At 63.0% G+C, this 19,104-nt stretch carries 15 protein-coding genes; 9 read left to right on the top strand and 6 right to left on the bottom strand.

Annotation, left to right across the window (positions count from 1 at the left end):
• The first annotated feature begins 11 nt into the window (after nucleotides 1-11).
• From ACFZAI_RS15645 to ACFZAI_RS15630, 4 genes are all read left to right on the top strand, one after another.
• Nucleotides 12-698: a FadR/GntR family transcriptional regulator gene (locus ACFZAI_RS15645; RefSeq protein ID WP_391567732.1), complete on the top strand. Its 687-nt coding sequence runs from the start codon at nucleotides 12-14 to the stop codon at nucleotides 696-698.
• 195 nt (nucleotides 699-893) lie between these two features.
• Nucleotides 894-2,993 (top strand): hydantoinase/oxoprolinase family protein, encoded by a 2,100-nt coding sequence (locus ACFZAI_RS15640; protein ID WP_391567730.1) that lies wholly within the window; start codon nucleotides 894-896, stop codon nucleotides 2,991-2,993.
• 10 nt (nucleotides 2,994-3,003) lie between these two features.
• Nucleotides 3,004-4,686 (top strand): hydantoinase B/oxoprolinase family protein, encoded by a 1,683-nt coding sequence (locus tag ACFZAI_RS15635; protein ID WP_391567728.1) that lies wholly within the window; start codon nucleotides 3,004-3,006, stop codon nucleotides 4,684-4,686.
• Complete coding sequence (locus tag ACFZAI_RS15630) at nucleotides 4,683-5,894, top strand: aminotransferase class I/II-fold pyridoxal phosphate-dependent enzyme (protein WP_391567726.1); 1,212 nt, start codon at nucleotides 4,683-4,685, stop codon at nucleotides 5,892-5,894. The genes ACFZAI_RS15635 and ACFZAI_RS15630 overlap by 4 nt, the downstream gene beginning before the upstream one ends.
• A gap of 74 nt (nucleotides 5,895-5,968) precedes the next feature.
• Here ACFZAI_RS15630 and glnQ read toward each other — a convergent pair whose 3' ends face one another.
• The 3 genes from glnQ to glnH all read right to left on the bottom strand — a co-directional run bounded on the left by glnQ (nucleotide 5,969) and on the right by glnH (nucleotide 8,186).
• Nucleotides 5,969-6,697, bottom strand: coding sequence for a glutamine ABC transporter ATP-binding protein GlnQ (gene glnQ, locus ACFZAI_RS15625; protein ID WP_391567724.1), 729 nt, complete (start codon nucleotides 6,695-6,697; stop codon nucleotides 5,969-5,971).
• On the bottom strand, nucleotides 6,694-7,350 hold the full coding sequence (gene glnP / locus ACFZAI_RS15620) for a glutamine ABC transporter permease GlnP (RefSeq protein ID WP_391567722.1): 657 nt from the start codon (nucleotides 7,348-7,350) through the stop codon (nucleotides 6,694-6,696). The genes glnQ and glnP overlap by 4 nt, the downstream gene beginning before the upstream one ends.
• A gap of 83 nt (nucleotides 7,351-7,433) precedes the next feature.
• Nucleotides 7,434-8,186 (bottom strand): glutamine ABC transporter substrate-binding protein GlnH, encoded by a 753-nt coding sequence (gene glnH, locus ACFZAI_RS15615; protein WP_391567720.1) that lies wholly within the window; start codon nucleotides 8,184-8,186, stop codon nucleotides 7,434-7,436.
• A gap of 168 nt (nucleotides 8,187-8,354) precedes the next feature.
• Here glnH and ACFZAI_RS15610 point away from each other — a divergent pair, with 168 nt between their 5' ends.
• Complete coding sequence (locus ACFZAI_RS15610; RefSeq protein WP_391567718.1) at nucleotides 8,355-9,389, top strand: C45 family autoproteolytic acyltransferase/hydolase; 1,035 nt, start codon at nucleotides 8,355-8,357, stop codon at nucleotides 9,387-9,389.
• Nucleotides 9,390-9,445: 56 nt separating this feature from the next.
• On the opposite strand, the gene ACFZAI_RS15605 is transcribed toward ACFZAI_RS15610, so the two are convergent.
• The 3 genes from ACFZAI_RS15605 to nudC form a co-directional block, all read right to left on the bottom strand.
• Nucleotides 9,446-13,072 carry a hydantoinase B/oxoprolinase family protein gene (locus ACFZAI_RS15605; RefSeq protein ID WP_391567717.1) on the bottom strand — a complete coding sequence of 1,209 codons (3,627 nt, stop codon included), beginning with the start codon at nucleotides 13,070-13,072 and terminating at the stop codon, nucleotides 9,446-9,448.
• 81 nt (nucleotides 13,073-13,153) lie between these two features.
• Complete coding sequence (locus tag ACFZAI_RS15600) at nucleotides 13,154-13,663, bottom strand: winged helix DNA-binding protein (protein ID WP_391567715.1); 510 nt, start codon at nucleotides 13,661-13,663, stop codon at nucleotides 13,154-13,156.
• Nucleotides 13,664-13,833: 170 nt separating this feature from the next.
• Nucleotides 13,834-14,604: an NAD(+) diphosphatase gene (gene nudC / locus ACFZAI_RS15595; RefSeq protein WP_391567713.1), complete on the bottom strand. Its 771-nt coding sequence runs from the start codon at nucleotides 14,602-14,604 to the stop codon at nucleotides 13,834-13,836.
• Nucleotides 14,605-14,884: 280 nt separating this feature from the next.
• On the opposite strand from nudC, the gene ACFZAI_RS15590 reads away from it, so the two are divergent.
• The 4 genes from ACFZAI_RS15590 (at nucleotide 14,885) to ACFZAI_RS15575 (ending at nucleotide 19,080) form a co-directional block, all read left to right on the top strand.
• Nucleotides 14,885-15,859, top strand: coding sequence for a TRAP transporter substrate-binding protein (locus tag ACFZAI_RS15590; RefSeq protein ID WP_391567711.1), 975 nt, complete (start codon nucleotides 14,885-14,887; stop codon nucleotides 15,857-15,859).
• A gap of 7 nt (nucleotides 15,860-15,866) precedes the next feature.
• On the top strand, nucleotides 15,867-16,367 hold the full coding sequence (locus ACFZAI_RS15585) for a TRAP transporter small permease (protein ID WP_391567709.1): 501 nt from the start codon (nucleotides 15,867-15,869) through the stop codon (nucleotides 16,365-16,367).
• Complete coding sequence (locus ACFZAI_RS15580; RefSeq protein WP_391567707.1) at nucleotides 16,360-17,661, top strand: TRAP transporter large permease; 1,302 nt, start codon at nucleotides 16,360-16,362, stop codon at nucleotides 17,659-17,661. Before ACFZAI_RS15585 ends, ACFZAI_RS15580 begins: the two co-directional genes overlap by 8 nt.
• 348 nt (nucleotides 17,662-18,009) lie before the next feature.
• Nucleotides 18,010-19,080 (top strand): porin, encoded by a 1,071-nt coding sequence (locus tag ACFZAI_RS15575; protein ID WP_391567706.1) that lies wholly within the window; start codon nucleotides 18,010-18,012, stop codon nucleotides 19,078-19,080.
• Nucleotides 19,081-19,104: the final 24 nt, after the last annotated feature.

Below are 19,104 nucleotides of genomic sequence, written 5' to 3'. Positions count from 1 at the left end.
CCCGCACACGCTTGACTGATGTCGTTATCCAGACGCTATCCGAACGGCTGGATACGCAGGTTTACCGGCCCGGGCAACGGCTGCCTTCCGAGCAGGCGCTGTGCAAGGAATTCAAGGTCAGCCGCACCGTTATCCGCGAAGCAATGGCGTCGCTGCGCTTGGGTGGCCGCGTGGTCAGCAGCCCTGGGCTGGGGGTGTTCGTCACGGAAGATCATGACCCGCCCATCAGCTTCGACATCCAGCCCCCGGCGGACAGCCGCTGGGCGCTGCACATCATGGAAGTGCGGGTCGGCCTAGAAGTGGAAGCCGCCGGGCTGGCCGCGGAACGCCGTACGCCGGCCAATATGGCCGATATCGTCCAGGCGTTCGACGAGTTCAATGCCGCCGAAAGCGACCGCGCCGCTGCCGTGCAGGCAGACTTCAATTTTCATCTGGCGATTGCGCGCGCATCGAACAACCCCCACTTTGCGCATCTGCTTGAATCCGCGGTCAAAGACGTCATGCTGGATCTGAAGATCAAGCACGGCGGCAAGTCCGATCAAGAGCTGCGCGACTATGAAAAGCGCACCGCGCGCGAGCACGGCGTGATCATGGCCGCCATCATGCGTGGCGACCCTGGCGCCGCGCGCGCGGCCATGGCGCGGCACCTTGGAGAAAGCGTGGCGCGCTATCGGAAACAGTTGGCGGCCAAGCGCTGAACCCAACATCCCGGAACCCCAAAAATCGGCCTTGCGGCCGATTTTTTTTCGGCTGCCGGAAAATCCCTGATTGACCACCTGTATGACAACCCCCATCATACGTATCGCCGCTTTAGTGTCTGCTCTTGCCATTCAGCCCGGGAATCTCGCACCCGTCGCCATGGCCGTATTTCCTTGTTTTCCCAGGAGAAAGCAGTGTCAACACCGCAACAGAAAGCACGCGTGGGGGTCGATATCGGGGGCACCTTCACCGATGTGGCCCTTGAACTCGCCGGCAAGCTGTACTCAACAAAAGTTCTGACCGACTACGAAGCGCCCGAGCGCGCCATCGTCCAGGGGCTGCGCGACGTGGCCAAAGACGCCGGCATCGCCTTGTCGGACATCGGCATCATCATCCACGGCACCACGCTGGCCACCAACTCCCTGATTGAACGGCGTGGCGCGCACACCGCCTTCATCACCACCGAGGGCTTTCGCGACGTGCTGGAAATGCGCTCGGAAAGCCGATTCGAACAATATGACCTGGACATCAAGCTGCCCCCGGCGCTGATCGACAGGCGCGACCGCCTGACGCTACGCGAACGCATCGATGCCGCAGGCGGCGTGCTGATCGCCCCGTCAGAGGCCGACATGCAGGCGCTTGCCGAGCAGATCGAAGCTGGCGGCTACGACAGCGTGGCCATCGGTTTCATCCATGCCTACGTGAACGACGCGCACGAACAGGGCATGCGCGAGGTGCTCAGCCGCCGCCTGCCCCATGTGTCGATTTCGATCTCGTCCGAAGTCTCGCCCCAGTTGCGCGAATTCGAACGCTTCAACACCGTCTGCGCCAACGCTTACGTGCGTCCGCTGATGCAGTCGTACCTGGACCGGCTGGTGAAGAAGATCCATGAAGCCGGCGCCGACTGCCCCGTCTTCATCATGCACTCTGGCGGCGGCATCATTTCGGTGGACAGCGCATCGCGCTTTCCCGTGCGGCTGGTGGAATCCGGCCCCGCTGGCGGCGCGATTTTCGCAGCGCACATCGCCGCGCGCTATGCGCTGGATTCCGTGCTGTCCTTCGACATGGGCGGCACCACCGCCAAGATCTGCCTGATCGACGAGCAAACGCCCAAAACCGCCAACACTTTCGAAGTCGCGCGCACCTACCGCTTCAAAAAAGGCAGCGGCATGCCGATTTCCATTCCGGTTGTGGAAATGGTGGAGATTGGCGCGGGCGGCGGGTCCATTGCCGGGCTGGACGTCATGCGGCAAATTCGCGTCGGCCCACATAGCGCAGGGTCCGAACCCGGCCCTGCTTGCTACCGCCGCGGCGGCAAACTGCCCACCGTCACCGATGCTGACTTGCTGCTCGGCCGCCTGGACCCCGACAATTTCGCCGGCGGGTCGATCTCGCTTTCCACCGAATTCGCCCAGACTGCGGTGCTGAATGAAGTCGCCCAGCCGCTTGAACTCTCAGCGCAAGACGGCGCCTATGGCATCGCTGAAGTCGTCGACGAGAACATGAGCAACGCCGCGCGCGTGCACACCGTGGAAAGCGGCCGCGAGATCTCCAAGTACACGATGATCACCTTCGGCGGCGCAGGCCCCTTGCACGCGGCGCGCTTGTGCGAGAAAACCGGTATCAGCCGCTTCCTCGTGCCGCCCGGCGCAGGCGTGGGCTCCGCGATTGGCTTTCTGCGTTCGCCCTTTGGCTATGAAAGCGTGCGCAGCGCCAACTTCCGGCTGACCCGCTTTGATTGCGCAGCCGTCAACCACCTGCTGGCGCAATTGCAGGATGAAGCCATGACCTTCGCGCTGCAAGGCGATTCACGCGAGACGCCCGTTGTCGAAGCCAAGGTCTATATGCGCTATGTGGGCCAAGGCTGGGAAATTCCTGTGATGCTGCGCACGACGCAGTTCTCGGACGGCGACGTCGCACAACTGCGCGACGACTTCGAAGCCGCGTACACACGCTACTTCGGACGCCCGATCGACGGGCTGGATATCGAAGCCATCAGCTGGGCCGTCAAAGCCAGCTCGCCGCTGCCGCTTGTTGAGCGCCTGACGCTGGTCGAGGCCGATGCCGACGCGCCCGCCGTGGGCCAGCGCCGCATCTTTGACGCGAAGCTGCGCGAAATGGTCGATGCGGCCATCGTCGAGCGCGACGGCCTGGCGGCTGGCGCGCGTATCGCGGGGCCGGCGATCGTGGTGGAACGTGAAACGTCCACGCTGATCACCTCGTCTTTCGAAGCCATCGTCCAAGCCGACGGCTGCCTGCTCGTGTCGAGCAAGCGCGCCGCCGCCACCGCTTAAGGAGCCGGCCATGAGCACCGACAACTTGAAGAACATCCACATGCAAGTCATGTGGAACCGCCTGATCTCGGTCGTGGAAGAACAAGCCCTGGCGCTGATCCGCACCGCATTCAGCACCAGCGTGCGCGAAGCGGGCGACTTGTCCGCGGGCATTTTCGACCAACAGGGGCGCATGCTGGCCCAGGCCGTCACGGGCACGCCGGGCCACGTCAACACGATGGCCGACGCCGTGCCCACCTTCATTGCGGACATCGGCCCGGAGAACATCTTCGAAGGCGATGTCTACCTGACCAACGACCCCTGGAAAGGCACCGGCCACCTGCACGACTTTACCGTCGTCACACCGTCGTTTCGGGATGGCCAGCTGATTGGCTACTTCGCCGCCACGGCGCACGTGGTGGACGTGGGCGGACGCGGCTTCGGCCCGGACGCCCGCGAAGTCTACGAGGAAGGCATTTGCGTGCCGATCATGAAGTTCGCCGTGCGTGGCGACATCAACCGCGATCTGGTCAACATTCTGCGCAACAACGTACGCGAATCTGACAAGGTCGTGGGCGACCTGTACGCGCTGGCCGCGTGCAACGATACCGGCCATCGCCGCCTGATGGAGATGATGGACGAGTTCGAGCTGAGCGATCTGGAAGGCATCGGCAGCTTCATCCTGGAGCGCAGCCTGGCCGCCACGCTGGAACGCATTGCGGCATTACCGCGCGGCAAGTACAAAAACGAAATGACGTTGGACGGCTACGACCAGCCGGTTACGTTGAAGGTGGAACTGGAGGTGGGCAGCGACGGCCTGCTGGCTGATTTTGCCGGCACATCGCCCGCCAGCACCTATGGCATCAACGTGCCGCTGGCCTACGCCAAAGCCTACGCATGCTACGGCCTGAAATGCGTGATCGCCCCCGAGGTGCCGAACAACACCGCATCGCTCGCACCGTTTTCGGTGGCCGCACCCGAAGGCTGCATCTTGAATGCGCAACGCCCCAGCCCGGTGGCCGTGCGCCACGTGCTGGGCCACTTTGTGCCCGATCTGGTGCTCGGCGCCCTGCACCACTTCCTGCCGGAACGCATCCCCGCCGAAGGCTCGGGCGCGCTGTGGAACCTGCACGTCAGCGCGCGCCCCGCACAAGCCGATTCCGGTTTGCCGCCCGCCGAAATCCTGATGTTCAACAGTGGCGGCACCGGCGCGCGCCCGACGCTCGACGGCCTGTCGTCCACCGCGTTCCCCAGCGGCGTACACGCCATGTCGGCCGAAGCCACCGAGCAAACCGGCCCGATTGTCGTATGGCGCAAAGAACTGCGTGAACACTCCAGCGGCGCGGGCCAATACCGCGGCGGCTTGGGCCAGGTGATGGAACTGGGCCCGCGCGAAGGCTATGTCTTCCGCTTTAACGCCATGTTCGACCGCATCGGCAACCCCGCACGCGGGCGCGCCGGCGGCATGCCGGGCGAACCGGGCAAGGTGTCGTTGAGCGACGGCACCGTGCTGCGCGGCAAAGGCACGCAGCATGTGCCGCCCGGCGAGCGCCTGGTGCTGGAACTTCCTGGCGGAGGCGGCTTCGGCGCGCCTGCCAAGCGGGACCGCGATGCGCTGCGCCATGATCTGGCCAACGGCTACATCGACGAACCGGGCCTGCTGAAGCACTACGGCTTGACGCCCGAACAGCTCAACACCAAGGCGACCCAATGAAGTATGAGAATCAACGAACCCGGGATCTGCCGACCTCGCCCAGCATGGCGGTGTCGACACGCGCCCGCGCCTTGCGCGCTGAAGGCCGCAAGATCATCGACTTAAGCGTGGGCGAGCCCGACTTCAATACGCCCGACCACATCCAGCACGCCGCAACCGAGGCCATGCGCCAGGGCTGGACGCGCTATACCGTGCCTGCCGGCAGCCCGGAACTGCGCGCCGCCATCGTCCGCAAGTTCAAGCGGGAAAACGGGCTGGACTATGCGGCGGATGAAATCACGGTGGCCAACGGCGCCAAGCAACTGTTGTTCAACGCCTGGCTCGCCACCTTGGAAGCCGGCGACGAAGTCGTGATTCCCGCACCGTATTGGGTGTCGTACAGCGACATGGTGAGCCTGCACGGCGGCGTGCCGGTCGTGCTGCCCTGCCCGCCGTCCCAGGGCTTCAAGCTGACGCCCGCCCAATTGGAAGCGGCCATCACGCCGCGCACGCGCTGGTTCATTTTGAATTCGCCGTGCAACCCAACGGGCGCGTTGTATAGCGAAGCCGAACTGCAAGCGCTGGGCCGCGTGCTGGATGCGCATCCGGACGTGCTGATCATCTCTGACGAGATCTATGAGCACGTGCTGTTAAGCGATGCGCCCTTCGTGTCGTTCGGAAAAGCGTGTCCGCAATTGCGCGAACGGCTGCTCATCATCAACGGGGTGTCCAAAGCTTACGCGATGACCGGCTGGCGCTTGGGCTATGCCGCCGGCCCGCGCGGGCTGATCGCGGCGTTGAACAAGCTGGAATCGCAAAGCACCACCAGCGCCAGCGGCGTGTCGCAAGCCGCGGCCATCCAGGCGCTGGATGGCCCGCAAGACTTCGTCACCGCCAGCCGTGCCGAATACCAGGCGCGCGGCGAACTGACCGTGGCGGGCCTGCGCCGTATCAACGGGCTGACGCTGGCGCAAGCGCCGCTGGGCGCGTTCTATGCGTATCCCGAATGTTCGGCGCTGATCGGCAAGAAGACGCCCGACGGCAAGGTGCTGCAAACGGATGTGGACGTGGCGACGTATCTGCTGGAAAGCGGTGGCGTGGCGGTGGTGCCGGGCGCGGCGTTCGGCATGTCGCCCTACTTCCGCCTGTCGTTCGCGGCCAGCCGTGAAGCGTTATCCGAAGCATTGGCGGCCATCGAAACGGCGGTGAAGGCATTGCAGCCAGCCTGACGGGGATCGTCGCGGCCCTAAAGGAAAAGCCCTGTATCCAGCGAGATACAGGGCTTTTTATATGCGCAAGCGCATCACTTCACGTGTTGCAGGAAATCCTTCAAGCGCTGGCTGGGCGGATTGCTAAGCAGTTCCGCCGGCGGGCCATCGTGCGCAATCTTGCCCGCGTCGATGAAAATCAGGCGGCTGCCCACCTTGCGCGCAAACTCCATTTCGTGCGTGACAACCACCATCGTCATGCCCTCTTCCGCCAGGTCGCGCATCACCTTCAGCACTTCGTGGCGCAATTCCGGGTCTAGCGCCGACGTGGGTTCGTCGAACAGCATCAGTTTGGGTTTGATGGCCAACGCCCGGGCAATCGCCACGCGCTGCTGCTGCCCGCCGGAAAGCTCCGCCGGAAAGTGGTTCATGCGTTCGCCCAAACCCACCTTGTTCAGCAGCGCCTTGGCGAGCTCGCGGGCTTCGTCGCGCCCTTGGCCGCGCGTGTGCACGGGGCCGAACATGACGTTTTCCAGCGCGGTCATTTGCGGAAACAGGTTGAACTGCTGAAACACCATGCCCGCTTCGCGGCGGATTTCCCGCACCTGCGCGGCATCGCCTTTGACGCTCAGGCCATCGACCAGCAAGTCGCCGTCGTTGATGGTTTCCAGCACATTGATGCAACGCAGGAAGGTGGATTTGCCGGACCCCGAGGGGCCGACCACCACCACGACTTCGCCCGCATCGATGTTCAGCGAGATGCCGTTGAGCACCATGGACTCACCAAAGTGCTTGGTGACGTTGTGAAATTCAACCATGCTCATAGTATGCGCATCCTCTTTTCCACCAAGTGCAGGGTCAAAGCCATCAGGCCGGTCAGGATCAGGTAGATGATCGCAACCGCAGACCAGATTTCAACGGCGCGAAAGTTGCTGGCCATGATTTCCTGACCCTGGCGCGTCAGCTCGGCCACGCCGATCACGATGAACAGCGAGGAATCTTTCAGGCTGATGATGCACTGGTTGCCCAGCGGCGGGATCATGCGGCGAAACGCCACCGGCCCGATGATATGGAACAGGATCTTATGAAAGGGAAGCCCCATCGCCTGCCCGGCTTCCTTCAAGCCCTTGTGCACGGACAGCAGCGCGCCGCGCACGATTTCGGAAATATAAGCGCCCGAATTGATGATTAGGGTGACGATGGCCGCCCATTCCGCATCCACGCGTATGTTGGCCAACAGCGGCAAGGCGAAGTAGATGAACATCACCTGCACGACAATAGGCGTGCCACGGATGACCGCCACATACACTTGCGCGATGCCCGACAAGATGGGGTGCCCGTAAGCCCGGGTCACGCCCGACAGCGCCCCCAATAGAAAGCCGCCGAACAATCCCCAGAACGTGATCTTGATGGTCATCAGCGTACCCTCAAGCAGATTGGGTAACGCGCCTTCAATTACGGTCCAGTCAAACTCCACGATTCCCCCTCTGGCGCCATTGCGCCTTGCAATGGCGGGACCGTCCGCCGGACGGCCCCGAATGCACCGCAGAATCCGTCAGCTTACGGCTTCTTGCCGAACCACTTTTCGTAGATGGCGTCGTATTGGCCGTTGGCCTTCAGGGTGGCCAGCGCCTTGTTCACTTGCGGAACGAGTTCGCTGCCCTTGGGGAAAGCAATGCCGTAGAAGTCGCCGCTCTTGACCGAGCCCACCACCTTCACGCGGCCCTTGCCCGCCGTGTTGGCGTAGTACTGGACGTTAGGCGTGTCGTGCACGGCGGCATCGACGCGGCCGGTGGCCAGTTCCAGGTAAGCGTTGTCGATGTTCGGGAACAGCTTGAGCTTGGCGTCCGGCACCTGGGCCTTCAGGAAGTCGACCGTGGCGGTGCCGGTCTTGACGGCGACCGTCTTGCCGGCAAGCGACTTGGCGTCTTTGATGTCGGTGTTCTTTTCGCCAACCAGAATGGCCAGGCCGCTTTCGTAGTACGGGTCAGAGAAGTCGATGACCTTCTTGCGGTCGTCGCGGATCGTGATGCCCGCCAGCGCGGCGTCGATGTTCTTCGTTTGCAGGCCGGGGATGATGCCGTTGAAGTCCATCGGCTGAAGCTTGTACTTCAGGTTGAGTTCCTTGGCGACCGCCGCCCACAGATCAATGTCGAAACCCACATAGGTATTACCCTGCTTGAATTCGAACGGGACGAAAGCGGTATCGGTGGCCACCACCAATTCCTTGCCTTGGGCCTGGGCGCCGGAGACGGCGCCAAACATGGCCACGGACAGGCCGACCAAGGCGGCGGCGACTTTACGTTTGATCATGAAACTCTCCTCTTGGGGACCGTCCGGCACCCCGGGGTTGTTGTAGGGGCATGATTCCTGGGCTGCGCCGGGGTCTCCGGTGCAACTTACTGGCGATCTTACTGCATCCGTCCCCACCCGGCAGAGCTTAGAAAAATTACAATCCCCATGACACCCCGGAGAATCCCCATGCCCTACAAATATGTACGCATTGCCGGAAACCGCCGTCAGGCAGGTCAGGCGCTGGGTAAGTTGGCGCGGCCGCTGATGTCGGTGTATTTGAATCAAAGCAGCACCTGGGATGCGCTACGCCGCTGGCGTGGCCACCCTTATGTGGCAGAGCTGGGCCGGCAGGCGCAAGCCGCGCTGCCGGAGATCTGGGAAGAACTCGAAGGGCTGGCCGACGGCTTACGCATGCCGATCGAAGACGTGCTGCTGTGGAATTGCCGGGGCGACCTGCTGCACAGCACCACTGATGGCTGCACCACCGTGGCATTGAAAGCGGCGGACGGGTCCCGCTGGATTGGTCACAACGAAGACGGCGACCCGTATCTGTATGGCCGCTGCCACCTGGTGGATGTGGCGCTGGACGACGCGCCCGGCTATCTCAGCTTCTATTACCCGGGGTCATTGCCCGGCCATACGTTCGGCGCCAACCGCGCCGGTCTTGTGCAAACCATCAACAACCTGCGCACGCGGCAACGCCATCCCGGCGTGCCGCGCATGTTTTTGGCGCGCGCCGTGTTGGACTGCACGACGCTGGATCAAGCGATTTCGCTATTGCAGGATCTGCCGCACTCAGGCGGCTTTCATCACACCTTGGGCAGCGCGGCCGACCCGCGATTGATCAGCGCCGAAGTCACGCCCGGCAGTGTGTCGGTGCTGGACATCGGCACGCGCTATGGGCATGCGAACCACATGGTGCATGGCAAGACGCGCGGGCAAGCGCAGATCATCACCGAATCGTCGCGTGAACGGCAGAACCGCATCGAAGGCATCGTGGATGGGTGGTCGCCCGAAACGGGTAGCAGCGATTTGCTGGCGGCGCTGCACGATACGCTGGGCGCGTTGCCGATCTTGCGTACGGACGAGAAAGACCCTGACGGCGAAAATACGCTGGCGACCGCCGTGTTCGAGATTCGGGATGAGGAAGTGACCTTGCGAGTGTATGACCGCAAGACCATGGCCGATATCGCCTTGGATGTGATGTCGGACCCGGATTGAAAAGGCCCGCCTGATCAGGCGGGCCTTACTTTCACGACCGCAAGCAACTGCGCGGATTACGCCGCGCCGTAGCCGCCGCCGCCCGGGGTCTCGATCACGAAGATGTCGCCCGGATGCAGTTGGGCGCTGTCTTGCGGACCCAGTTCCTGGATTGTGCCGTCAACGCGTTCGATCGTGTTGCGGCCCATGGCGCCGGGTTGCCCCCCCGCCAAACCGAACGGCGCAAAGCGGCGGTTGTTCGACAGGATGGCCGCCGTCATGTCTTCCAGGAAGCGAATGCGGCGCACACCGCCCTCGCCGCCCGGATACCGGCCGGCGCCCCCCGAGCCCTTGCGGATCTCGTAGGACTCCAGGCGCACCGGGAAACGGAACTCCAGCACTTCGGGGTCCGTCAGACGCGAATTCGTCATGTGGGCCTGCACCACCGACGTGCCAGCGAAACCTTCGTCATGCGGGCCTGCCGCGTCAATGCGTACCGGGCCTGCGCCCGTGCCGCCCGAGATGGTCTCGTAATACTGGTGGCGCGCGTTGCCGAACGTGAAGTTGTTCATCGTGCCCTGGCTGGCCGCCAGCACGCCCAGCGCGCCATACAGCGCGTTGACGATGCACATGGACGTTTCCACGTTGCCCGCCACCACCGAGGCCGGCGGGTTCGGGCGCAGCATCGAGCCTTCCGGCACGATGATGGACAGCGGCACCAGGCAGCCATCGTTCAGCGGAATGTCGTCATTGACCATTGTGCGGAACACATACAGCACCGCCGCCACGGCGATAGCGCCGGGTGCGTTGAAGTTGTTGTCCAGTTGCGCCGACGTGCCAGTGAAGTCCACCACCGCGCTGCGCGCCTGCGTATCGACGGTAACCGCCACACGAATCACCGCGCCGTTGTCCAGCGGGTATTCATAGCTGCCGTCTTTCAGCACCGAGATCACGCGGCGCACGGCCTCTTCGGCGTTGTCTTGCACGTGGCCCATGTAAGCGCGCACCACATCCAAACCAAAGTGGTCGCACATGCGCAACAGCTCTTGCACGCCCTTTTCGTTGGCGGCGATCTGCGCGTGCATGTCAGCGATGTTCTGATCCGGATTGCGCGCGGGCCAGCGGCCCGAACCCAGAATGTCGCGTGCGGCCTGGTCACGGAATTCGCCGTTCTTCACCAACTGGAAGTTGGTGAACAGCACGCCCTCGTCTTCCACCGTCTTGGAATCCGGCGGCATGGAACCTGGCGTCGTGCCGCCGATGTCGGCGTGATGGCCGCGCGAACCCACATAGAACAGGATCTCGCGTCCGGCATGGTCGAACACCGGCGTGATGACGGTGACGTCAGGCAAGTGCGTGCCGCCGTGATACGGGTCGTTCACCACGTACGCGTCGCCCGGCATCATGCGGCCGGCGTTGGCGTTCATGACGGTGCGCACCGATTCGCCCATCGACCCCAAGTGCACCGGCATGTGCGGCGCGTTGGCGATCAGGCGGGCCTGGGCATCAAAGATGGCGCACGAGAAATCCAGGCGTTCCTTGATGTTGACCGAGTACGCCGTGTTCTGCAGGCGGTAGCCCATTTGTTCGGCGATCGACATGAACAGGTTGTTGAACACCTCGAGCATGACGGGGTCCGCCTGCGTCCCCACCACACGGCGTTCGGCGCGCTCTTGCACGCGGCGGATCACAAAGTGATCCTGCTGCGTCAATTCCGCCTGCCAGCCGGGTTCGACGACCGTCGTCTGATTGGGCTCGGAAATGATGGCGGGGCCCGCCACCACATCGCCACCCGCCATGTCTTCGCGCACATACAAGGGCGTGTCGCGCCACTCGCCGGCGCTGTACATGCTGACGACGCGGCGCGGCGCCAACGCGCCCTCGCGGGTGCGCGAAACGCTGGCTTCCGTGACGCGCTCGCCGCCGCCCGTGGCTTCCACCGAAATGGTTTCCACCACCAGTTCGCGGTTGGGCATCAAAAACGAATACCGCTGGCGATAAGCAGATTCGAAGTCGCGGCGCGCCTGGTCCAGATCGGTGAACGCCACTTCCAGCGCCGTGTCGGTGCCGCGGTACTTCAGATGCAGACGGCGCTGCACGCTGATGTCGGCTTCCGGCACATGCTGACGGCGCAATTCGCCCACGGCTTGGCCAGCGAGCGTGTCCAGTTCGTCTTGCAGGACGCCCATCAAGTCAGCGTCCAGCACCTTTTCAACGGTCTTCTGACGCATGTCCGTCTGGTCGGCCAAGCCCATGCCATAGGCAGACAGCACGCCGCCCAGCGGATGCGCGAAGACGGTGGTCATGCCCAAGGCGTCGGCCACCAGGCAGGCGTGCTGCCCGCCCGCGCCGCCGAACACGGTCAGCGCATATTCGGTGACGTCGTGGCCGCGCTGCACCGAGATGCGCTTGATGGCCTCGGCCATGTTGCCCACGGCGATTTCCAAGAAGCCTTCAGCCAGTTGTTCCGGCGTCATTTCGCGGCCGGTAGCGGCGCGCACGTCGTCGGCCATGGCCGAGAAGCGTTCGACCACGGCATCGCGGTCCAGCGCTTCATTGGCGTCGGGGCCAAACACCTTCGGGAAGAAGTCGGGCTGGATCTTGCCAAGCAGCACGTTGCAGTCGGTCACGGCAAGCGGGCCGCCACGGCGATAGCAGGCCGGGCCAGGGTTGGCGCCCGCCGAATCGGGGCCGACGCGCAAACGCGCGCCGTCGAAATGCAGGATCGACCCGCCGCCTGCCGCCACCGTGTGTATGCTCATCATCGGAGCGCGCATGCGCACACCCGCGACTTGCGTTTCGAATTCGCGTTCGAATTCGCCAGCGTAGTGCGACACGTCGGTGGAGGTGCCGCCCATGTCAAAGCCGATCACCTTCGGAAAGCCTGCGATTTCGCTGGTTCGCACCATGCCCACGATGCCGCCTGCCGGGCCGGACAGAATGGCGTCCTTGCCACGGAAGCGATGCGCGTCGGTCAGGCCGCCGCTGGACTGCATGAACATCAGGCGGATGCCCGGGAGTTCGCCCGCCACCTGGTCCACATAGCGCTTAAGGATGGGCGACAAATACGCGTCGACCACCGTCGTGTCGCCGCGCGACACGAACTTGATCAGGGGGCTGACCTCGTGCGAGGCCGACACCTGCGTGAAGCCCACTTCGCGTGCGATGCGGGCGGCGCGCTGTTCGTGCGCCGTGGCGTGCCAGGCGTGCATGAACACAATGGCCACGGCGCGGATGCCGCGGTCAAAGGCCGCCTGCATGCCGGCGCGCAGGCCCGCTTCGTCCAGGTCTCGGATGACTTCGCCATCGGCCGCCACACGCTCATCGGCTTCAACGACCGACTCGTAAAGCATTTCGGGCAGCATGACGTTGCGGTCGAACAGGCGCGGCCGGTTCTGATACGCAATGCGCAGGCCGTCGCGAAAGCCGCGCGTCGTCACCAGCAAGGTGCGCTCGCCCTTGCGTTCGAGCAAGGCGTTGGTGGCGACCGTCGTACCCATCTTCACGCATTCGACCAAGTCGGCAGGCACGGGCTCGCCCGGGGCCACGCCCAGCAGCTTGCGGATACCGGCAACCGCCGCGTCACGATACTGCTCGGGATTCTCGGACAGCATCTTCGCTGTCGTCGTCGTGCCATCGGGGCGGCGCGCCACGATGTCGGTAAAGGTACCCCCACGATCAATCCAGAATTGCCACTTCTTCATGCGTAGTCCTTGAGAACGAACGGCCACGGCGCGTCGCGCCGCGGTCAGTTGCAGGTAAACGGGGCCGTGCCCGAATGGGAATCAGAGTGAGGTTGCCGCCCGGGCCGCTTGGTCGTACAGGCCGGACAATGCGCGCAAGGTGTGCGCCAGCTGGCGGCTGAAATCCAGCCCGCCCCCGCCTGGCCCATCCAGGCCGGCGGTGAGGCATTGTTCGCGGATGTCGCCGTAGCGTTTTAGCACGGCGGCGCCGTCGGGCGTAACGCTGTAGAACACTTCCTTGCTGCTGCGTTCGCCCTTGACCACGCCCAGACGCTCCAGTTTCTTCAGCGCGTAGCTGACGATGTGGGTGTCTTCGACGTTAAGGGTGAAGCAGATATCGGCCAGCTTCTTGGCGCGCTGCCGGTGATAGACGTGGTGAAACACCATCACGTCGGTGGGCGTCAGGTCGGGCAGCCCGGCCGCGGCCATGCAGCGCACGGTCCAGCGGTCAAAGGCATGGCTGGCGATCATCAGCCCGAATTCCACTTCGGACAGATCGGGTGCGCTACCGCCCGCCAAGTGGGCGGACGAGGCAATCAACGTAGGGCTCATGACACGCTTTCGCCAAAATTATCTGAGCGAAATACTAATAATTTATGAATACTTCATCCATAAAAAATTAGTCGAAGACGGCCGAAACGCCCTCTTTCAAGGGAATACCCCTAGCGTGTTGAGGCGTATGCGCGCGTTTAAGGCCTATGCGCGCGCTTAAGGCATATGCGCTAAGGCACCGACCAGCCCATGGGCAGGTTGGCGCCGATGAGCCAGCCCGCAATCGAGATGCGTGGCGCGATCTCGGGCATCGGGTCGCCCGGGCCGAACCAGCGCGCGTCGGCAATTTCGTCTTCCTGCACGCGGATCTCGCCCGATACATAGTCGGCGGTGAACGCCACCATCAACGAATGCGGGAACGGCCACGATTGGCTGCCGAAGTATTGAAGGTTGCCGACCTTCAGGCCGACCTCTTCATAGACTTCCCGATGCACGGTCTGCTCGATGCTTTCGCCCGGTTCGACAAAACCGGCCAGCGCCGTGTAGCGCGCCGTGGCGGTGGTGGTGTGCTTGGCAAGCAGGATGCTGTCGCCCTTGCGGATCAGCACCATCATTGCCGGCGAAATGCGCGGGTACGCCGAAAAGCCGCAAGACGGGCAGCGCAGGCAGAACTCGTGCGACACGCGTTCGGTGGGCGTGCCGCAAGCGCCACAGAAACGATGCGTGCGCGCCCATTCCGAAATCTGATACGCCCGGCCCGCCAGCGCAATGCGCTCTTCGTCGAACACGCCAAACAAGGAACGCAGCTTCTTGAACGCGTAGCCCTCGGGCGCTTCAAGACCGGGGTCGACCTGCGTGGTGCGATACGGGGAATCAGGCGCCATCCACACGGGCTGCAACGCCGCAGGCGCCACGCCAATGCGTTCGCACAACGCCGTATCCGGCAACACGCTGGACACTTCTTCGACCAGCAATTCATCACGGCGGAAAACGAAATTCACAAGGGCCTCTGCACGGCTTTTTTTGACTTCGCAATGTTAGAAGAAAAATGTGCGCATGAATGTGTCCCCGCGACGGTTACCAAGAACTTTGAACCTTCAACCAATGAACAACAGGCGTCCCTAGGAATTACCCGTAAACACGCGAATTCCCGCGCTCTGTTACCGCACAGCAACATAGAATGTGACGGCTTTTCGGCAGCGCGTGACGCGCGCAGCAGTCTCTTTCGCAATGCCTATCGGGCACAACCCGTCTTCATCATTCGCAAAGAAGGACCCATCCATGTACAAGAAAATCTCGCTGCTGGCTGGCAGCATCGTCCTGGCGTTCAGCGCGGGCGCACAGGCTCAAACCAAATGGGATCTGCCCAGCGCCTACCCGGCGAGCAACTTCCACGTTGAAAACCTGACGACCTTCATCAAGGACGTCGACACGCTGTCTGAAGGCAAGCTGAAGATTCAGCTGCACAACAACGCGTCCTTGTACAAGGCGCCGGAAATCAAGCGCGCCGTGCAAGGCAACCAGGCGCAGATCGGCGAAATCCTGCTGACCAACTTCGCCAACGAAGACCCGATCTACGAACTGGACGGCCTGCCCTTCCTGGCCACCGGCTACGAAGCGTCGTTCAAGCTGTACCAAGCCCAAAAGCCGTTCCTGGAAAAGAAGCTGGCCTCGCAAGGCATGACGCTGCTGTACGCCGTGGCGTGGCCGCCCCAAGGCATCTTCGCCAACAAGGACATCAAGCAGATCAGCGACATGAAGGGCCTGAAGTGGCGCGCATACAGCCCGGTCACGGCCAAGATTGCCGAACTGGTGGGCGCGCAACCGGTGACGGTGCAGCAGGCTGAACTGGCGCAAGCGCTGGCAACGGGTGTGATCGACTCGTACATGTCGTCGGCCTCTACCGGCTACGACACCAAGACCTACGAGTACATCAAGAAGTTCTACGACACTCAAGCCTGGCTGCCCAAGAACGCCATCATCGTGAACAAGAAGGCCTTCGACGCGCTCGACCCCGCGACCCAAGCCGCCTTGAAGAAGGCCGGTGCGCAAGCCGAGGAACGTGGCTGGAAGCTGTCGCAGGAAAAGAACAAGTGGTATCAGGAAGAGCTGGCCAAGAACGGCATGGAAACCATCAAGCCCACCGTGGAATTGAAGGAAGGCCTGTCGGTTATCGGCAAGCGCATGCTGGACGACTGGCTGAAGAAGGCGGGCGCCGACGGCCAAGCCATGATCGACGCCTATAAGAAGCAGTGATATCGCCATGCGCCGCTTTCTAGATGGTCTTTACGGCGCGGCCGGCCTGTTGGCCGGCTTGTGCACGATAGGCGTGCTGGTGTCGGTGCTGGCGGCGATCATCGCCCGCCAGCTCAGCTTCAATATCCCTGGCACCGACGCCTACGCCGGTTACTTCATGGCCGCCGCCGGCTTCCTGGCGCTGGCCAGCACGTTCAAGCACGGCGAACACATCCGCGTGACGCTGCTGTTGAATTCGCTGGCCCCCGCAGGCAGCCGCCGGCTGGACATTTTCGCGTTGGCGGTTGGCTGCCTGCTCGCCGCCGCCTTTGCCTTCTTCAGCGTCAAGCTGACGTATGACTCCTGGCTGTTCAACGACATCTCCACGTCTAACGACGCGACTCCGCTCTGGATTCCCCAGATCACGATGGCGGTGGGTACGGTGTTATTCCTGATCGCTCTTATCGACGAACTGGTCCGGCGTTCGCGCGGTCTGTCCGCCGCTACCTCGCAGCAAACCCATGAATGAACTTCTCGTCATTACCCTATTAGTCGTCTCGATCTTCGCGCTGCTGGGCTGCGGCGTCTGGGTTGGCTTGACGCTGGCAGGCACCGCCTGGATCGGCATGGAGATTTTCTCCAGCCGCCCGGCCGGCGACGCCATGGCCGTTACGATCTGGGGCGCGTCGTCCAGCTGGACGCTGACCGCCCTTCCCTTGTTCCTGTGGATGGGTGAAATCCTGTTCCGCACCCGCTTGTCAGAGGATCTGTTCAAGGGCTTGGCGCCCTGGCTGAACCGCCTGCCGGGCCGGCTGCTGCACACGAACGTGATCGGCTGCGCCATTTTCGCGGCGGTGTCGGGCTCGTCGGCCGCCACCTGCGCAACGGTCGGCAAAATGACCATCCCCGAACTGACGCGCCGTGGCTACCCCGAGGACAAGATCCTGGGCACGCTGTCGGGCGCCGGTACGCTGGGCCTGCTGATTCCGCCGTCGATCATCATGATCGTCTACGGCGTCGCGGCGGACGTGTCGATCGCCAAGCTTTTCATCGCGGGCATCGTGCCAGGCATTCTGCTGGCCTTGCTGTTCATGGGCTATATCGCCTGGTGGGCGATTCGCAATCCCGGCCAGGTGCCGGCTGCCGACCCCGGCATGTCGTTCATGCAGAAGCTGTCGCAATCGCGGCACCTGATCCCCGTGATGCTGCTGATTGGCGCCGTGCTCGGCTCCATCTACACCGGTATCGCTACCGCCACGGAAGCGGCGGCGGTGGGCGTGGTGGGCGCGCTGATCCTGTCCGGCCTGCAAGGCTCGCTGAACCGTTCCACCTTCATGCAATCGCTGTTGGGCGCGACGCGCCTGTACTGCATGATTGCGCTGATTCTGGCGGGCGCGCAGTTCCTGACGCTGGCCATGGGCTATATCGGCCTGCCCCGCGCGCTGGCGGAATGGATCGGTGGTTTGGGCCTGTCGCAGTTCGGCCTGATCATGGCGCTGATGGTGTTCTTCATCGTGCTGGGCTGCTTCCTGGATGGCATTTCGATTGTCGTGCTGACCATGGGCGTGCTGCTACCGACCGTGCAAGCAGCCGGTATCGACCTGATCTGGTTTGGCATCTTCATCGTTTTCGTGGTGGAAATGGCACAGATCACGCCGCCTGTGGGCTTCAACCTGTTCGTGCTCTCGGGCATGAGCGGACGCGAGCTGCCTTACATTGCGCGCGCATCCCTGCCCATGTTCTTCCTGATGATTCTTGCCGTGCTGCTGCTCTATGTGGTGCCCGGCATCGCGACGTGGCTGCCCCTGCACATGACGCTGTAACGCGTGTTGCCCTACCCAAAACCCCGGTCCTGCACCGGGGTTTTTTTTGGAACAATCGCGCCATTGTTCCGCTGACGGCGCGGTTTTCCCAATCTGTAAACCAGGGAAAACGCCAAAAACAAATTGGTACTGCACAACCCGTAACTTTTTTAGAATCCCCTGGCGCTAATCCGTTGCACCACGTTGGCGCAGTCGACCCTGCAATTAAAGCTATTGGGCCTACGCTCCGGACCCCTCGCTTATTCAAAGCGTCGGTGCCTAGGCCCAGCGTCCGACGATCCGCCAGGCGCAACAGACCAGGCCACAAGCCTGGAGCAACCAAAAACAGCTACACAGGAGGAGTCACCAGTGAAACGCATCACCCTTACGCTCGCCGCAGCCGGCCTCGGCCTGGCCGCCGGCACCGCCGCTGCTGAAACCAGCGTCACGCTCTACGGTATTGCCGACGTCAGCATCCGCTACCTGAGCACCAGCGCCGGCAGCGTTGGCCAGGACAACAGCCGCATCTCGATGGAAAACGGCGCCATCTCTAACAGCCGCTGGGGCCTGCGCGGCTCGGAAGACCTGGGCAACGGCAACCGTGCCTTCTTCCGCCTGGAAAACGGCTTCAACATGCAGAACGGCAATTCGTCGGCCACCGGCAAGACGTTTGGCCGCCTGGCCTACGTTGGCCTGGACGGCGGCAACATCGGCCAGCTGACCCTGGGTCTGCAAAACACGCCGATGTTCGACCTGCTGGCTGACTACTTCGACCCGCTGACCGTCGGCAACTACGACCAGAACGCCTGGCTGCCCGCCGCGATGTCGCGCGTGCGCACCAACAACATGACCAAGTACGCCAACACCATTGGCGACCTGTCGCTGGCGTTGTCGTGGGCGAATGGCGAAGACTGGAAAGACCACAAGGCTGGCCAGCAATACGGCGCCAGCCTTCGTTACATGGTCGGCAAGCTGGGCCTGGGCGCGGCCTACCAGCAGACCTATGACGGCGGCAATTCCGACCTGCGCCAGCGCGTCTGGAACTTGAACGCGTCCTACCAGTTCGATAGCGCCAAGGTGTTCGCCGGCTACTTCAACGGCCGTGACGAAACGGGTTGGGTCAACGCCGTCATGGGCGGCACCACCACCGCCAGCCTGGACCGCAAGGACAACGGCTACTTCGCTGGCGTGACGTGGCAAGCCACCCCGCGCTGGGCCATCACCGGCGCCGGTTACTACGACCAAAGCAAGAACGTGGTCACCGACGGCGACAAGGGCAAGCGCTACGCGCTGGTTGCCGTGGCCGAATACTCGCTGTCCAAGCGTTCGCAAGTCTATGGCACCGTGGACTGGAACAAGGTCAGCGATGCCGCCAGCGGCGAAATCGCCGGCAAGAGCAACCAGATCGGCGCAGCCGTGGGCTTCCGCCACATCTTCTAAGACCTGCACGCATTGCGGCGAACC

The sequence above is a fragment of the Achromobacter sp. NPDC008082 genome (assembly GCF_042957345.1).
In the GTDB taxonomy this organism is placed as follows: domain Bacteria; phylum Pseudomonadota; class Gammaproteobacteria; order Burkholderiales; family Burkholderiaceae_B; genus Achromobacter; species Achromobacter kerstersii_A.
This window is presented reverse-complemented; position numbering and strand designations above follow the sequence as displayed.

Excerpts from the sequence above, each read along its gene's own strand:
- ACFZAI_RS15635 (WP_391567728.1), top strand. The coding sequence starts at position 3,004 with ATGAGCACCGACAACTTGAAGAACATCCACATGCAAGTCATGTGGAAC.
- ACFZAI_RS15630 (WP_391567726.1), top strand. The coding sequence starts at position 4,683 with ATGAAGTATGAGAATCAACGAACCCGGGATCTGCCGACCTCGCCCAGC.
- glnQ (WP_391567724.1), bottom strand. The coding sequence starts at position 6,697 with ATGAGCATGGTTGAATTTCACAACGTCACCAAGCACTTTGGTGAGTCC.
- glnH (WP_391567720.1), bottom strand. The coding sequence starts at position 8,186 with ATGATCAAACGTAAAGTCGCCGCCGCCTTGGTCGGCCTGTCCGTGGCC.
- ACFZAI_RS15610 (WP_391567718.1), top strand. The coding sequence starts at position 8,355 with ATGCCCTACAAATATGTACGCATTGCCGGAAACCGCCGTCAGGCAGGT.
- ACFZAI_RS15605 (WP_391567717.1), bottom strand. The coding sequence starts at position 13,072 with ATGAAGAAGTGGCAATTCTGGATTGATCGTGGGGGTACCTTTACCGAC.
- ACFZAI_RS15600 (WP_391567715.1), bottom strand. The coding sequence starts at position 13,663 with ATGAGCCCTACGTTGATTGCCTCGTCCGCCCACTTGGCGGGCGGTAGC.
- ACFZAI_RS15590 (WP_391567711.1), top strand. The coding sequence starts at position 14,885 with ATGTACAAGAAAATCTCGCTGCTGGCTGGCAGCATCGTCCTGGCGTTC.
- ACFZAI_RS15585 (WP_391567709.1), top strand. The coding sequence starts at position 15,867 with ATGCGCCGCTTTCTAGATGGTCTTTACGGCGCGGCCGGCCTGTTGGCC.
- ACFZAI_RS15580 (WP_391567707.1), top strand. The coding sequence starts at position 16,360 with ATGAATGAACTTCTCGTCATTACCCTATTAGTCGTCTCGATCTTCGCG.